The 14,075-nt window shown below is 73.0% G+C and carries 14 protein-coding genes; 1 reads left to right on the forward strand and 13 read right to left on the reverse strand.

Translation table 11 applies throughout. From position 1 onward, the window contains the following. Positions 1–48: 48 nt before the first annotated feature. Both AC27IY_RS21050 and AC27IY_RS21055 read right to left on the reverse strand, forming a co-directional pair. Positions 49–717 carry a response regulator gene (locus AC27IY_RS21050; RefSeq protein WP_344211507.1) on the reverse strand — a complete coding sequence of 223 codons (669 nt, stop codon included), beginning with the start codon at positions 715–717 and terminating at the stop codon, positions 49–51. Next, positions 714–1,838 (reverse strand): sensor histidine kinase, encoded by a 1,125-nt coding sequence (locus AC27IY_RS21055; RefSeq protein ID WP_344211505.1) that lies wholly within the window; start codon positions 1,836–1,838, stop codon positions 714–716. Before AC27IY_RS21055 ends, AC27IY_RS21050 begins: the two co-directional genes overlap by 4 nt. 31 nt (positions 1,839–1,869) lie before the next feature. Here AC27IY_RS21055 and AC27IY_RS21060 point away from each other — a divergent pair, with 31 nt between their 5' ends. After that, a complete protein-coding gene (locus tag AC27IY_RS21060) occupies positions 1,870–2,091 on the forward strand; it encodes a hypothetical protein (protein ID WP_344211503.1) in 222 nt (73 codons plus the stop codon). Here AC27IY_RS21060 and AC27IY_RS21065 read toward each other — a convergent pair. The 11 genes from AC27IY_RS21065 to AC27IY_RS21115 form a co-directional block, all read right to left on the reverse strand. After that, positions 2,083–2,985 (reverse strand): fatty acid desaturase family protein, encoded by a 903-nt coding sequence (locus AC27IY_RS21065; protein ID WP_344211659.1) that lies wholly within the window; start codon positions 2,983–2,985, stop codon positions 2,083–2,085. The genes AC27IY_RS21060 and AC27IY_RS21065 overlap by 9 nt on opposite strands. Before the next feature lie 191 nt (positions 2,986–3,176). Continuing rightward, positions 3,177–6,035 (reverse strand): AfsR/SARP family transcriptional regulator, encoded by a 2,859-nt coding sequence (locus AC27IY_RS21070; protein ID WP_487178927.1) that lies wholly within the window; start codon positions 6,033–6,035, stop codon positions 3,177–3,179. Between the two features lie 13 nt (positions 6,036–6,048). Next, a complete protein-coding gene (locus tag AC27IY_RS21075; protein WP_371249677.1) occupies positions 6,049–6,264 on the reverse strand; it encodes a hypothetical protein in 216 nt (71 codons plus the stop codon). 57 nt (positions 6,265–6,321) lie between these two features. Continuing rightward, complete coding sequence (locus tag AC27IY_RS21080; RefSeq protein WP_344211497.1) at positions 6,322–6,639, reverse strand: DUF3140 domain-containing protein; 318 nt, start codon at positions 6,637–6,639, stop codon at positions 6,322–6,324. A 191-nt stretch (positions 6,640–6,830) separates the two neighbouring features. Further along, complete coding sequence (locus AC27IY_RS21085; protein WP_344211495.1) at positions 6,831–7,841, reverse strand: LacI family DNA-binding transcriptional regulator; 1,011 nt, start codon at positions 7,839–7,841, stop codon at positions 6,831–6,833. 87 nt (positions 7,842–7,928) lie between these two features. Beyond that, entirely contained in the window at positions 7,929–8,198 is a 270-nt protein-coding gene (locus tag AC27IY_RS21090; protein WP_344211493.1) for a sulfurtransferase TusA family protein, read from the reverse strand. 12 nt (positions 8,199–8,210) lie between these two features. Next, positions 8,211–9,035 carry a carbohydrate ABC transporter permease gene (locus AC27IY_RS21095; protein ID WP_329589420.1) on the reverse strand — a complete coding sequence of 275 codons (825 nt, stop codon included), beginning with the start codon at positions 9,033–9,035 and terminating at the stop codon, positions 8,211–8,213. Continuing rightward, the gene (locus AC27IY_RS21100; protein ID WP_344211490.1) at positions 9,025–9,939 is read right to left on the reverse strand and encodes a carbohydrate ABC transporter permease; all 915 of its coding nucleotides are present in this window, start codon (positions 9,937–9,939) and stop codon (positions 9,025–9,027) included. Before AC27IY_RS21100 ends, AC27IY_RS21095 begins: the two co-directional genes overlap by 11 nt. A gap of 4 nt (positions 9,940–9,943) precedes the next feature. Next, positions 9,944–11,182, reverse strand: coding sequence for an ABC transporter substrate-binding protein (locus tag AC27IY_RS21105; protein WP_344211488.1), 1,239 nt, complete (start codon positions 11,180–11,182; stop codon positions 9,944–9,946). Between the two features lie 37 nt (positions 11,183–11,219). Then, the gene (locus AC27IY_RS21110) at positions 11,220–12,824 is read right to left on the reverse strand and encodes an FAD-dependent oxidoreductase (protein ID WP_487178928.1); all 1,605 of its coding nucleotides are present in this window, start codon (positions 12,822–12,824) and stop codon (positions 11,220–11,222) included. 11 nt (positions 12,825–12,835) lie between these two features. Continuing rightward, positions 12,836–13,858, reverse strand: coding sequence for a LacI family DNA-binding transcriptional regulator (locus AC27IY_RS21115; RefSeq protein WP_487178929.1), 1,023 nt, complete (start codon positions 13,856–13,858; stop codon positions 12,836–12,838). Positions 13,859–14,075: the final 217 nt, after the last annotated feature.

The following is a 14,075-nucleotide window of genomic DNA, read 5'->3' on the forward strand; positions in this document are numbered from 1 at the left end:
ACGATTGCCCGTACACCCTGGGATGCAGGCGGGTCCCTCGCGTACCGCTCAGGTGGTAAGCCAGCCCGGCGTGATCATCCCGGCCTCGTACGCGAGCACCACGAGCTGGGCCCGGTCGCGCGCCGCCAGCTTGGTCATGATGCGGCTGACGTGCGTCTTCGCCGTGGCCGGGCTCAGCACCAGCCGGGCGGCGATCTCGTCGTTGGACAGCCCGGCCGCGACCAGCGTCAGCACCTCCCGCTCGCGCTCGGTCAGCGCGTTGAGCCGGGGGCCCGGCTCGGGCCGCTTCACCCGGCCGGCGAACTCGGCGATCAGCCGCCGGGTGACCGACGGCGAGATCAGCGCGTCGCCGCGCGCCACCACCCGGACCGCGTGGATGAGCTCGGCCGGCTCGGTGTCCTTCACGAGGAAGCCGCTCGCGCCCGCCCGCAGCGCCCCGTAGACGTAGTCGTCCAGGTCGAACGTGGTCAGGATGATCACCTTGACGCCGTCGAGCCGCGGGTCGCCGGCGATCCTGCGGGTGGCCTCCAGGCCGTCCAGCTCGGGCATGCGGATGTCCATGAGCACGACGTCGGGCCGGTGCTCGCGGGCTCCGGCCACGGCGACCTCGCCGTTGGGGGCCTCGGCGACCACCTCGATGTCGTCCTCGTCGCTGAGTATGGACCGGAAACCCGCCCGTACCAGGGTCTGGTCGTCGGCGAGCAGCACGCGGATCATCGGGCTCCTTCGATCGGCAGGCGGGCGACCACGCGGAAGCCGCCTTCGGGGCGCGGACCGGCCTCCAGCGTGCCGCCGAGCGCGCTCGCGCGCTCGCGCATGCCCCGCAGGCCGAAGCCGCTGCCCCCGTCGTACGTGACACCGGGGCCGTCGTCCTCCACGCGGACGACGAGCTCCCCGTCCCGGCAGGCGGCCGAGAGCCGGGCCTCGGCCGCGCCGGAGTGGCGGGAGACGTTCGTCAGCGCCTCCCTGATGATGCGGGCGGCGGCCAGGTCCACCTCGGTGGGCAGGGCGTCGAGCGGCCCGGACAGCTCCGTGCGCACCGTCAGGCCCGAGGCCGCGACCAGCGCGTCCATCCTGGCCAGGCTGTCGGCCGGCGCGGTCGGCGCGCCCTCGTCCACCTGCCGCAGCACCCCCAGCGTGGTACGCAGCTCCCGCAGCGTCTCCTTGCTGGTGTCCTTGATCGTGCGCAGCGCCCGCTCGGCCTCCTCGGGCCGCTTCTTCAGCCCGTGCAGCGCCGCCGCGGCCTGCACGTTGATCATGGAAATGTTGTGCCCGAGCACGTCGTGCAGCTCCCGCGCGATGCGCAGCCGCTCCTCGCTGGCCCGCCGCCTGGCCTCCTCCTCCTTGCTGTGCTCGGCGTCGGCCGCCCGCCGCTCCGCCTCCAGCAGGTAGGCCCGCCGCGTCCTGGTCACCCCGCCGAACGCCACCGCCGCCACCACCCAGCCGCCGATCGCGACGAACATCGTGTCGTCCACGTGCCGGGTGCCGCCGGACTCGCCGAGCCCCATCGCCAGCAGCAGCGTGCCACCGGTGGCGACGGCCGCGGTGAGGTGCCCGAGGTCGGCCGCCGTGTAGAGCACCACGAACGCCAGCACCAGCAGAGGCCCGTCGAGCCGCCCCCACGGGTAGTAGAGCGCCACGCAGAGCGCGACCACGATCAGCGCCGTGACCGGGAACCTGCGCCGGACCAGCGTCGCCGCGCTCGCCGCCAGCGGCAGCAGCACGTCCAGCAGGTTGGGCGGCCGTGACGGGTTGAGCATCGCGGTGACCACCGTGCCCACCGCCACGACGCCGACCGCCGCGAGCGAGACCAGCGTGCTGGTGGAGGGCTTTCGCATGCCTCCCATTCTGTACGGGTACCGTCCGTGGATGAGCACCAAGGATGAGTTGCGCCGGCTCGACGAGGACCTGGCCCGGCTGCGCGCGGAGAACCACGACATCCGCGAGCAGATCCGGGACATGGGCGCGACCGACCAGATCGAGAAGGCCGCGGTGATCAGCCAGGCGGACGAGCAGGTCGAGCTGATCGCGGAGCTGGAGCGCCGCCGCGACAGGCTGGTCGCCCGCCTGGAGGAGGAGGAGTCAGCGTAGCGAGGCGCCCACCTCGTGCAGATGACCCAGCGCCTGCCGGTAGGAGGCGACCAGGCCGGTCTGCAGATAGCTGACGCCGATCTCCGCGCAGTAGCGCTCCACGATGGGCTGGGCGCGGCGCAGGTTCGGCGCGGGCATGTTCGGGAACAGGTGGTGCTCGATCTGGTAGTTGAGCTGGCCGAGCAGGACGTCGCGGACCGGCCCTCCCCGCACGTTGCGCGAGGTGAGCACCTGCTTGCGCAGGAAGTCGAGCTTGTCCTCCTTGGTGAGCACCGGCATGCCCTTGTGGTTCGGCGCGAACGTGCACCCCAGGTAGAGCCCGAACAGCCCCTGGTGCACGGCCAGGAACGCCAGCGCCTTGCCCGGCGGCAGCACCGCGAAGACCGCGCCGAAGTAGGCCGCGAAGTGCGCCGCGAGCAGCCCCAGCTCCTGCCACCGCCGCCGCGCCCCCGGCTTGAGCAGCGCCTTCACGCTGGCCACGTGCAGGTGCCAGGCCTCCAGCGTGAGCAGCGGCAGGAACCAGAACGCCTGGTGGCGGGCGACGAGCCTGGGCAGGCCGCGGCTCCTCGCGACCTGGTCCGCCGAGAACACGATCACCGCGGGCGAGACGTCCGGGTCGTGGTCCTCGTGGTTGGGGTTGGCGTGGTGCCGGTTGTGCTTGCTGTTCCACCATCCCCAGCCGAGCCCGATCGCGAGGTTGCCGAACAGCAGGCCCGCGAGGTCGCTGGGCGGGCGGGTGCGGAAGACCTGGCGGTGGCCGAGATCGTGGGCGAGGAAGCCGAACTGGCTGAACACCACGGCCAGCAGCGCCGCCACGAGCAGTTGCAGCCACGAGTCGCCCACCAGGGCGAACAGCGTCCAGGAGGCGACGTAGACGGCGACGCAGACGCCCATCCGGACCGCGTAGTAGACGGGACGCCGGTCGAGCAGACCGGCGTCCGCGATGCGATGGGCTAGCCGGGCGAAATCGCTTCCCCTAGCGTCCAGCGTGCCAGGACTGGCCACAGGTCTCCTTCCTCACGGATTCGTTGTTGCCACCCTGACGTATCGGACACCGGTAGGGAAGCTTCGCAGGTCGTGGCGTTTCACCGGGACGCGAGCGACCCCAGAGCGTGCCGCTCCGGGTCCGGCCGCGCCGCGCCCCTCTCCACGGCCGCCGCGAAACCGGCCGCGCCCAGCGCCTCGCGGCAGCGCGCGGCCAGGGCGGTCACGTACGGGTCGGCGGACTCGGCGATGCCGCGCAGCGCCCGCGCCGCCCCCAGCAGCTCGGCCGCGGGCGCCGGCTCCAGGTGCCCGGCCACGCCTTCCAGCACCGTGGCCCGCACCGTCCGGTCGGAGCAGCCGGCCATCAGCGCAAGCGCCGCGCGCAGCGGGCGGCCGGGCTCGGCCACCCGGGCCAGCTCGATCTGGAGCAGCGCACGGAACTGCGCGCTCGCCTCGACGTCCAGGGCGAGCGCGGCCTCCAGCAACCGCCGCGCCTCCGCCGGGTCGCCGCCGCGCCGGGCCAGCTCGGCGCGGGCGTGCAGCACCCGGGCCAGCGGCTCGGGCTCCCGCGACCGTTCGGCGGCCTCCTGCGCCCGCGCCAGCGCGCCGGCCGCGCCCGTGAGGTCGCCCGCCCGGCACTTGAGCTGCCCCAGCCGCAGCAGGTACGACATCGGACCGAGCGCCACCTCCTCCAGCCCCGGCAGTCCCGGCGACCCGGCCATCCCCGGCGTCTCGGTGAGCGCGACGGCGGCGGCGAAGTCGCCGCGGTTCTCGGCCGCCAGCGACAGCCAGTAGGACGCCGCCCACTGGCCCCACCGGTCGCCGGTCCGCCTGAAGCCGTCCAGCGCCGGCTCCAGCAGGTCCTCCGCGCCCGCCACGGCGCCGTACTCGAACCGCACCAGGCCCGCGACCAGCAGCGCCGCCGACCTGACCCACGGGTCGGGATGGTCGCGCAGCCGCTCGGCGCCGCGCTCCGTGAGCGCCACGACGTCGTCAGGGGTGCCCAGCACGGCCCCCATCGCCCAGAAGTTCAGCGCCGCCGGATGGTCGGAGTCACGCACCGCCTCCGACGCCGGCTCGCCCGCCAGCATGCGGCACAGCCCGTGCGCCAGCTCCCTGCCCGGCGGCACGTCCCCGACCCGGGCGAGCACGGCGGCGGCCTGCTCGCGGATCTCCCGCAGCCTGGCCCGCATGATCCACGGCCAGAACAGCGGCAGGATCAGCCGCAGCGGGTCCTCGGCGTGGCGCAGCGCGGCCTCCAGGTTGCCGTGCTCGGCGTCCAGCACCGCCAGCCAGGCGAACTGCGCGCCGGTGCGCAGGTGCGGCTCGGCGCGCTCGGCCAGCTCCGTGTAGTGGAGGGCGTGGGCGCGGCGCAGCTCGGGCAGGTCGGCGGCGGCGTACTCGCGGATCGTCTCCAGCATCGTGTAGCGGTCGCCGGACACCGCGACGAGCGACTTGTCCACGAGCGAGGACAGCAGGTCCAGGCGGCCGCCGCAGACCCGGGCGATCGCCTCGTACGTCGCGCCGCCCGAGAAGACGGTCAGCCCGCGCAGCAGCTCGCGCTCGGCGTCGGAGAGCAGGTTCCAGCTCCAGTCGATGACCGCGCGCAGCGTGCGGTGGCGCGGCTCGGCGGTGCGCCCGCCGCGCAGGGCCAGGCGGTCACCGAGCTGTTCGACGAGCAGCGGCACCGGCATCGTGCGCAGGCGGGCGGCGGCCAGCTCGATGGCGAGCGGGATGCCGTCCAGCTCCCGGCAGATCCGCGCCGCCTGGTCCGGCTCCACCCGCAGGCCGGGCCTGGCCGCGGCGGACCGCGCCGCGAACAGCTCGACGGCCTGCGTCTCCGGCAGCGGAGGGACGGGATGAACGGTCTCGCCGGGGATGTCGAGCGGCTCCCGGCTGGTGGCCAGGATGCGCAGGTCCGCGACCTCCGCCAGCAGCCGCCCCGCCACCCTGGCGGCCTCCTCCACCACGTGCTCGCAGTTGTCGAGCACGATCACAGCGCCGGCCCCGCGTAACGCCGCCGCCGGGTCGCTGGTCCGCAGCACGCTCTCCACGGCGGCCCGGACCCCGTCCGCGGCGGCCAGCTCCACCAGCCACACCCCGCCGGGCGCGACCAGCCCGCCGGCCGCCTCCAGCGCCAGCCTGGTCTTGCCCGCGCCGCCCGCGCCGGTCAGGGTGACCAGCCGGGTCCCGCCGCCGAGCAGGGCGCGCAGCCGGGAAACGTCGCCGGTCCGGCCCACGAAGCTCGTCACCGGGGCGGGCAGGTTGCCGCGCGGCGCGGGCGGCGGCTCCCGCAGCGCCTCCAGGTGGGCCTCGCGCAGCTCGGGCCCGGGGCCCGCGCCCAGCTCGTCGCCCAGGGCGGCCCTGATCCGCTCGAAGACGGCCAGCGCCTCGCCCCGCCGCCCCAGCGCCGACAGCGCCCGCATCAGCAGCGCGTGGAACGGCTCCCGCAGCGGATGCGCCGCCACCAGCCCCTCCAGCTCCGCCACCAGCCCTTCCAGGACCGGACCGGCGGTGGACAGGTCGTGGGCGATCCTGGTGGCGAGCGCGGTCAGGCGCAGCTCCTCCAGCCGCACCGCGGGGCCCGCCGCGAAGGGCAGGTCCGCCGCGTCGGCCAGCGCGGGCCCCCGCCAGAGCGCCAGCGCCCGGTGCGCCTCGCCGTCGCGTACGAGCTGCTCGAACGCCCAGGCGTCCACCTCGCCCGGCGGCACGTCCAGCAGGTAGCCGGCGGGATGGGAGCCGATGAGGCCGGGGGCCTCGCGCCGGGCCCGCGACACCAGGGACTGCAGCGCCGCCGCCGGGTGGGCGGGCGGCTCGTCCGGCCAGAGGTCGTCGATCAGCCGGTCGGCGGGGACGACCCGGCCGGGGTCGAGCGCCAGGCGCACCAGCAGGGCCCGCACCCTGGCCCCGCCCACCTGGGCGCCCGCCACCTGCAGCGGCCCCAGAATCCCGACCCGCATCGGCCCGGGAGCCCTAGGAGTCGGCGGAGAGCCGGTCGAAGAGCTCCAGCGCGGCCTCGCGCACCTCCTCGGGGGAGAGCCCGCCCAGGGTCTCCCTGGCCTGGTCGATGTCGCGGGTGGTGGCGAGCGTGATGGCCACGGACGAGGCGGCGGCGCGGTCGATCGATCCCGTCGGGGCGGCGTCGGCCAGCTTCTGGGCGCTCGCGGCGAGGTCGAGGTTGTCTCTCAACGGATCTCCTCGGATGGACGAAGACCCATTCTTGCAGTGCGCGCCCCCGGTAGGGGGTCAGCCTCGCAGCGGGTCGTGGCCGACGGACATCAGCTCGCGCCGCGACTCGTCGTCGGTCCGGCCGTCCAGGGTCTCGACCAGCTCGATGACCTGCCGCATCACGTCGAGATCGGTCCTGGTGAGATCGCCCTTGCGCTTGCTCAGGACGTGCAGCACGCCCCGTCCGAGCTCGTCGATGCCGAGGTCGGGGTCGGGCGGGAAGCCGTCCTCGTTCGACGCGTCCGCCAGCAGGTACGAGCGCAGCTCCTCCGAGTTCATGTTGACCGCGCGGTGGAACTCTTCCCAGAGCAGATCGGTGTCAAGGCTCTCAGTCATGGGGGCCGCCTACCCCGCAGACCTGGCGTTACGCGCCCGTCCAGATTCGAGGCGACATGGAGGTATTCGACCGTCGGCCCGAGCGCTCAGTGAGGTCGGACCCGCCGCGAAGGAGGGGGCGGCACGTGTCGCGCGCAGGGCCACGCGGTCTGCCAGCCGCCGGCCCCGGCCGCGCGACACGTGCCGGGACGCTACAGCGGGGCGGGGCCGGTGCTGCCGCGCGGCGTGAGCGCCGCCGCCTGGTCCTCGTACGGGGGGACGCTCTCCCCGGCGATCAGCGCGAGCAGCCGCTGCGCCGCGTGCGCCCCGTACGCCGGGATGTCGCGGGTGAGCGCCGTCAGCGGCGGACGGACGACCCGCGACAGCGGCGAGTCGTCCCAGGCCACCACGGACAGGTCGCGCGGCACCTCGACCCGCATCTCCTGGGCCACCGAGAGCCCGGCCACGGCCATGATGTCGTTGTCGTAGATGATCGCCGTCGGCCGGTCGGGCGAGCTGAGCAGGCGGCGCGTGGCGCGGGCGCCCTCCTCGCCGGTGTAGTCGGTGTGGACCGTGACCGGCTCGGCCACCCCCTGGCACGCCTCGGCGAAGGCCCGGTCGCGCAGCGCGGTGTGCACCAGCTCGGGCAGCCCCGCCACCCGGGCGATGCGCCGGTGACCGAGCGCCACGAGGTAGCCGACCGTCTCGCGGACGGCCTGCCCGTCGTCGGACCAGATCGCCGACAGCGAGCCCGACTGCGACGGGTGCCCGATGACCACGGCCGGCATGCCGAGCCGCTCCAGCTCGCCGATCCTGGTGTCGGAGGTGTGCAGGTCGACGAGGAAGACGCCGTCGATGCGGCTCTCGCCCCACCAGCGCCGGTAGACCTCGCTCTCCTGCTGGTGGCTGGTGACGACCTGGAGCAGCAGCGCGTAGGACCGGTCGGCCAGCACCCCCTCGATGCCGCTGATCAGCTCCATGAAGAACGGCTCGACGCCGAGGACCCGGGCGGGACGGCAGAGCGCGAGCCCCACGCAGTCGGCGCGGGCCCCGTTGAGCGCCCGCGCGGCGCTGTTGGGCCGCCAGCCGATCTCCTCGGCGATGGCGACGATCCTGGCCCGTGTCGCCTCCGACACGCCGGGCTGCCCGTTGAGCGCGTAGGACACCGCCACTTTGGAGACGCCCGCCCTGCTGGCGATGTCGGCGATCGTCGGTCGCTTCACGGACTCCCTCTCTTGACCTGGCTCCCGCCCTGAACCGGGTAACCGCCTCTAACTGTAGGCCACCCGGAGCAGACCTCCGTTAACCGGTCAAGCCACGTGCCAGGGCCGCGCGTCCTGCGTCTCGTGCGCCTCCTCCGCCACCCGCAGCGCGAACGTCGGCCGCCCCGCTCCCTCGACCGGCCCCAGGTAGGTGTGCCCGGTGAGGTGGCACCAGGCCGGCAGGTCGACGGGCGCGGCCGGGTCGGTGGCGATCAGATGGATCACGGCGCCGGGGCCGGCGCGGCGCACGTGCCCGCGCAGCTCGATGAGGAGCTGCACGCACAGCTTGTCGCCGCCGTCGACAACGAGATCAGGCATGCTTCCAGCAAATCATCCCTTGAGACCCGTGTGCGCCAGCCCCTCCACGAACTGCTTCTGCGCCAGCACGAACACCACGAGCACCGGCAGCGCCGTCATCGAGGCGGCGGCCAGCTGCACGTTCCACATGGGCCCGCCGTAGGCGTCCACGAACTGGGTGAGCGCCTGCGGCAGCGTGAACCGCTCCGGCGTGGTGAGGAAGACGATCGGCTCCAGGTACAGGTTCCAGCTGTGCAGGAACGTGAAGATCGCCACCGCGCCGATCGCGGGCCGGGCCAGCGGCAGCCCGATCCGCCAGAACGTGGCCAGCCGTCCGAGCCCGTCCACGGCCGCCGCCTCGTCCAGCTCCTTCGGCAGCGCGAGGAAGAACTGCCGCATGATGAACGTGGCCAGCACGCTCGGCGCGCCCAGCACCGGCACGAGGATGAGCGGCCAGTGCGTGTCCGTCAGCCCCGCCGAGTGGAACAGCCGGAACAGCGGGACGATCGTGACCTCGCTCGGGATCAGCAGCCCGACCAGGATCACCAGGAACAACGCGTTCGAGCCGCGGAAGCGGATGCGCGCGAACGCCCAGCCGGCCAGCGCCGAGATCGCCAGCGTCCCGGCCGTCACCACGGCCGCGATGTAGAGGCTGTTCCAGTACTGCTGCGCGAACGGCTGCAGCTCGAACACCTGCCGGTACGCCTCCAGCCGCGGCGCGTTCGGCAGCAGCGACGGCGGGAAGGCGAAGATCTCGTTGACCGGCTTCAGCGACGAGGTGACCATCCACCAGGTCGGGAAGACGAACGGCACGCACAAGACGCACAGGACGCCGTACAGAAGAGTCTTACGTCTCAAGGAACACCCACCTCCTGCGCATCCGCCACTGCAGCACGGTGAGGGCGAGCACGATCACGAAGAGCAGCACCGACAGCGTGGCGCCGTAGCCGAAGTGGTGGAACTGGAACGCCTGCTGGTAGAGGTAGTAGACGAGCACGGTCGTGGACGTGCCGGGGCCGCCCTGGGTGAGCACCGCGATCTGGGCGAAGACCTGGAGCGACCCGGCGACCGTGATGATCGAGGTGAGCAGCACGGTCGGGCTGATCATCGGCAGGGTGATCCGGGTGAACCGGGCCCACGCGCCCGCGCCGTCGAGCCGCGCGGCCTCGTACAGCTCCTTGGGCACGCCTTGCAGCGCGGCCAGGAACAGCACCATGTTGAGCCCGACGTTCTTGAAGACCTGGACGGCGATCACCGACACCATCGCGCCCGAGCCCGTACGCAGCCAGTTGGGCCCCTCGACGCCCAGCACGTCCAGGAACGCGTTGACGCCGCCGTTCCGCTGGAGCATGAAGCCCCACACGATGGTCCAGGCCACCAGCGAGACCACCACCGGCGAGAAGAACACCGTACGGAACACCACCGTGCCGCGCAGCCGCTGGTTCAGCAGCACCGCGAGCAGCATCGCCAGCGACAGGTTGAACACCACCAGGCCGGCCGAGAACACCGCGGTCGCGGTGAGCACCTTGGGGACGTTCGGGTCGGCGAGGAGCTGCCGGTAGTTGTCGCCGCCGACGAAGTCGAAGGTGTCGGCCAGAACGTTCCACTCGTGCAGGCTGTAGTAGACGACCAGCCCGAGCGGCAGGAACACGAACAGCAGGCTGCCGAGCAACTGCGGGGCCACGAACGCGTAGCCGACCAGGTGGTCGCGGCGGCGCGCGGTCCACCAGCGACCGCCGGGACGGACGTCGATCGCCATCATGCCGTCACTTGGCCAGCATCGGCTGGATCGCGGCGCAGACCCCGGCGAGCGTCTTGGCCACGTCGGCGCCCGGCTGCCAGAGCGGGTCGAGCCCGGCCCGTACGGTCTGAGCCAGCTCGGCCTGGCCGGCGTGGTTGGGCTTGACCCGGCCGTTCGCGATGCCGTCGATGACGACCTGCTGGAGCTGCTCCGGCTTGAGCAGCGGGTTGCTCTTGCCCAGGCCGTCGGCGGTCAGCAGCGGCGTGCGCGGCGGCGGGAAGAACTGGCCGAGCTTGGCGGCGTTGTCCGGGTTGGAGAGGAAGGCCAGGAAGTCGGCGGCCTTGGCGGCGTTCGGGCTCTTCTTGACCACGCCGACGCCGGCCTGGCCGATCACGCTGTAGCCGCCCTTCGGGCCGGTCGGCAGCGGGATCAGGTCCCACGTGAAGGTGGCGTCCTTGAGCAGGGAGGCGCGGGAGATCTGGGTGATCGTCATCGCGGCCTCACCGGCGAAGAAGTCGGCCGTGGTGCCGGGACCGGGCAGCGCCTTCTTCTCGAAGATCGCCTTGTGCAGGAACGTCATCGCCTCGACCATCTCGGGCTTGGTGAAGCCGCAGGTCCGGCCGTCCTCGCTCCACGCCTCGGCGCCCCAGCCGCCCCACACGGTGGCCAGGTTGTCCCAGCCCTTGTAGTCGAAGTCGCGGACCACCAGGCCGGCCTTGCCCGTCTTCGCGTTGACCGCCGCCGCCGTCTCGACCGCCTGCTCCCACGTCCAGCCGGCCTTCGGGACCTTCTGGCCCGCCTGCTTCAGCAGGTCCTCGTTGACGAAGACGCCGAAGGGCGAGGTGGAGAACGGGTAGGCGTACAGCTTGCCGTCCCGCTGCCACAGCTTCGTGGTCGCGGGGGCGAACTCCTCCGGCTTCACCAGGTTGTCCAGGGGCGCGAGCGCGCCCGAGCCGACGAAGTCGGGCGCCGAGTTCTCCAGGATCCAGGCCAGGTCGGGCGCGTTGCCGCCGGCCATCTGCGTGGTCAGCGTGGTCGTGTAGTTCTCCAGCGGCAGCGTGTCGAACTTGATCGACGCCACGTCCTTGTGGGTCTTCAGATAGTCGGCGGCGATCGCGTTGAGCAGGTCGAGGTGCTCGGCGTTGCCGGTCCAGACCGTCATCCGCAGCGCGGCGGGCCCGCTCGCGGTCTCGTCGCCGCCAGAGCCGCAGGCGGTGAGGACGAGCAGTCCCGCGAGGCCGGCGGCGGCCAGGGTGATGCGCATCGGCGCTCCTTGCAGAGGGGGAGTACAGAAGGGGGGATCAGTAGCCGGTGACGTCCGGCCAGTGGAGTTCGACGCCCTGCGCCTCCAGGCGGTCCTGGAACGCGGCGAGCAGGGCCGGGTCCTGCCGCACGGCGTGCGGCGTGGTCGACCGGTCGAGGCAGAACGCCGCCAGCGCGCCGGCGGCCTCCCCGATGTTCCACTCGACCGGGTGCAGCCGGTAGCAGCCGTTGGTGATGTGCGTGGTAGCGAGGTTCTTGCCCGCCGGGAGAAGGTTCTCGACGCGGCGGGGGAGCAGCGCGCCGAGCGGGATCTCGAACGGGCTGTTCGGCACGTCGAGATAGTTGTCCCCGCCTGTGGACGGGTGCAGGTCGATGCGGTACATGCCGATGCCGACCGAGTCGGGGTAGCGGACGGCGCCCTTGTCGCCGCGCACGGCCAGCGACAGGTCCTGCTCGACGATCGTGTACGCGCCGCGGATGCGGCGGGACTCGCGCACGTACGGGGCCTGGGCCAGGCCGTCGGCCGAGCCGGTGACGTCGCCGCGCAGCCGCAGCCCCGGCCAGCCGGTGCCGCCGTCGGGACGCGGCGCCTCGGTCTGCATCCAGTACAGGACCGACAGCGACAGCTCCTTCGCCCGCCGCAGGTTCTCCGCGGCGTCGGGGACGTCGACGATCCCGCCCTCCAGGTAGTCGATCATCGGCCAGTTGACGAGGGTGATGTCGCTGGCGTACGCGCCCGGCGTGAACAGGTCCTTGGCGGCGATCCTGCGGAAGGTCCACAGGTTGCCGTCGCCGGGGTTGCGCCGCTGGTCGGCGTGGACCTGGAGCGGGTCGTCGCCCGGGTTGGGGGTGAAGGAACGTTCCGTGATCTCCAGCGTGCGCGGGTTCGGGCTGCGCCAGCCGAGGATGGGCCCGCCCCAGAACTCCGGCTGGTACGTCCGCCAGAAGTCGTAGCGCTCCGGCCGGTCGATCGTGTGGTCGCCGTCCACGTGGTCCATCGCGAAGCAGACGGAGACGGCCTGCATGTTGAGCGGCTGGGCGGTCGCCGGGGCGCTCGGCTCGCCGGTGTCGGCCTGCGACTCGAAGCCGGTGACGTACTCGGTGCCGGTCAGCGGCAGCAGCTCGCCGGTCTCGGTCGCGTCCAGGATGTACGGGGCCGTGATCCAGCGCTCGTCGCCGCCGTCGCGATTCGCGAGCCGGACCGCCGTCACCCGGTCGCCGTCCACCTCGGCCGCCACCGGCCGGTACGGCCGCAGCACCGTCAGCCGCCCGCCGCCGATGTAGGGGGCGAGCATGGCGTCGATGACCGCGACCGCCACCCGCGGCTCGTGGCACAGGGGGCTCACCCAGCCCGCGCCCGGATTGAGCGCCCGCCAGGCGCGCGCGCCCTCGGTGAGCGGGTAGTGGCGGCGGTAGTAGTCGCGGATGCCCTCACGCAGCGCCCGATAGCTCGCGGTGATGCCGAACTGCTCGACCCAGGTGTGCTCGTCGGACGGGACGGCCTGGCTGGTGAGCTGGCCGCCGAGCCAGTCGTACTCCTCGGTCAGCACCACCTTCCTGCCCGCCCGCAGGGCCGCGAGCGCCGCGGCCACTCCTCCGAGGCCGCCCCCGACGATCAGCACCTCGGTGCTCGACTCGCGCAACTCCGATCCTTTCACTTGGTGGGGGGCGCCAGGGTGACGCCCTCGGTCAGCTCGCACGGCAACAGCCGCTGGACGGGCGGTCCGCCCTCGATCAGCTCGGTCAGGTCCTCGACCGCCTGCCGGCCCATCTCCCTGCGGGGGATGAGGAAGCCGGTGAAGTCGATGTCGGTCGGCGCCGGGCGGGTGGGGTCGCCCAGGGTCAGGATCGACAGGTCGCCGGGAACGCTGACGCCGCGCCTGCCCAGCAGGTCGGCGAGGGCGACGGCGTCGGCGTACTCCTCGGCGAACACCGCCGTGACGCCCGCCGCCAGCACCCGCTCCGCCATGTCGGCGGCCTCGCCGGGCACGAGCCGCAGCGGACGCTCGACGGCGTCGGCGAAGCCGCGGAAACGGTCGGCGTACGACTCGGCGCCGACCCCGTGCCCCAGGTACGCGACCCGCTCGTGGCCCAGCGCGCGGGCCTTCACCACCAGGTCCCGGACGGCCGAGACGTAGTCGGCGCCGACGTACGGCACCGTGCCGCCCGCGTCGTCACGCCGCCCCACCGACACGAACGGGTAGCGCTCGCCCACCAGCCGCGCCAGGTCCTCCCGGTCCAGCTCGCGCCCGAGCAGCACGCATCCGTCGGCGAGGCGCAGCCGGTTGTCCTGGTGGTAGACGCGCTTGCGCCCGTCCACGGTGGGCGCGCTGGTGAACAGCAGCAGGTCGCACCCGAACTGCTCGGCGCACTCCTCGATCCCGACGAGGAACGGGTGGTAGAAATCGCCGGTCGCGCTCGGGAAGACGGGCTCGTAGGTGAACACCCCGAGCATGCGATTGCGCCGCGCCGCCAGCCGCCGGGCCGCCGGATCGGCGACGTACCCGGTCTCCCGGATCACCCGCAGCACCCGGTCCCTGGTCTCGGCCGGAATCCGCGAGTCGGCGCCGGCCCGGTTGTTGAGCACCAGGGAGACGGTGGTCTGGCTGACGCCCGCCAGGCGGGCGATGTCGCGCTGGGTGAGGCGACGGTGTGACGAGGGATCGGGGGGAGGCATGACGTTCCTCAGCTAATGCGCATTAGCGCGAGGGGCAATGCCGGAATTGTTCGCCTCCCCCGCGCCGGGTGTCAAGGGTTCCCGCAGTGCTAATCCGGATTACCAGCCCCGCCGGCCGGGCCGACCCATGACTTACAAGTCATTCTCCAGTGCCCGTCTCTATCGTCATCGTCGATCCTCGTGCCCGAAGCGGCCGAGGAGGGGACGGCGACCGGTA

Source organism: Nonomuraea sp. B208, from assembly GCF_057536035.1.

What these genes read in the sequence shown, in the direction of transcription:
- AC27IY_RS21050 (WP_344211507.1), bottom strand. Translation starts at nt 717, where the DNA reads ATGATCCGCGTGCTGCTCGCCGACGACCAGACCCTGGTACGGGCGGGT.
- AC27IY_RS21055 (WP_344211505.1), bottom strand. Translation starts at nt 1,838, where the DNA reads ATGCGAAAGCCCTCCACCAGCACGCTGGTCTCGCTCGCGGCGGTCGGC.
- AC27IY_RS21060 (WP_344211503.1), top strand. Translation starts at nt 1,870, where the DNA reads ATGAGCACCAAGGATGAGTTGCGCCGGCTCGACGAGGACCTGGCCCGG.
- AC27IY_RS21065 (WP_344211659.1), bottom strand. Translation starts at nt 2,985, where the DNA reads ATGGGCGTCTGCGTCGCCGTCTACGTCGCCTCCTGGACGCTGTTCGCC.
- AC27IY_RS21070 (WP_487178927.1), bottom strand. Translation starts at nt 6,035, where the DNA reads ATGCGGGTCGGGATTCTGGGGCCGCTGCAGGTGGCGGGCGCCCAGGTG.
- AC27IY_RS21080 (WP_344211497.1), bottom strand. Translation starts at nt 6,639, where the DNA reads ATGACTGAGAGCCTTGACACCGATCTGCTCTGGGAAGAGTTCCACCGC.
- AC27IY_RS21090 (WP_344211493.1), bottom strand. Translation starts at nt 8,198, where the DNA reads ATGCCTGATCTCGTTGTCGACGGCGGCGACAAGCTGTGCGTGCAGCTC.
- AC27IY_RS21100 (WP_344211490.1), bottom strand. Translation starts at nt 9,939, where the DNA reads ATGATGGCGATCGACGTCCGTCCCGGCGGTCGCTGGTGGACCGCGCGC.
- AC27IY_RS21105 (WP_344211488.1), bottom strand. Translation starts at nt 11,182, where the DNA reads ATGCGCATCACCCTGGCCGCCGCCGGCCTCGCGGGACTGCTCGTCCTC.
- AC27IY_RS21115 (WP_487178929.1), bottom strand. Translation starts at nt 13,858, where the DNA reads ATGCCTCCCCCCGATCCCTCGTCACACCGTCGCCTCACCCAGCGCGAC.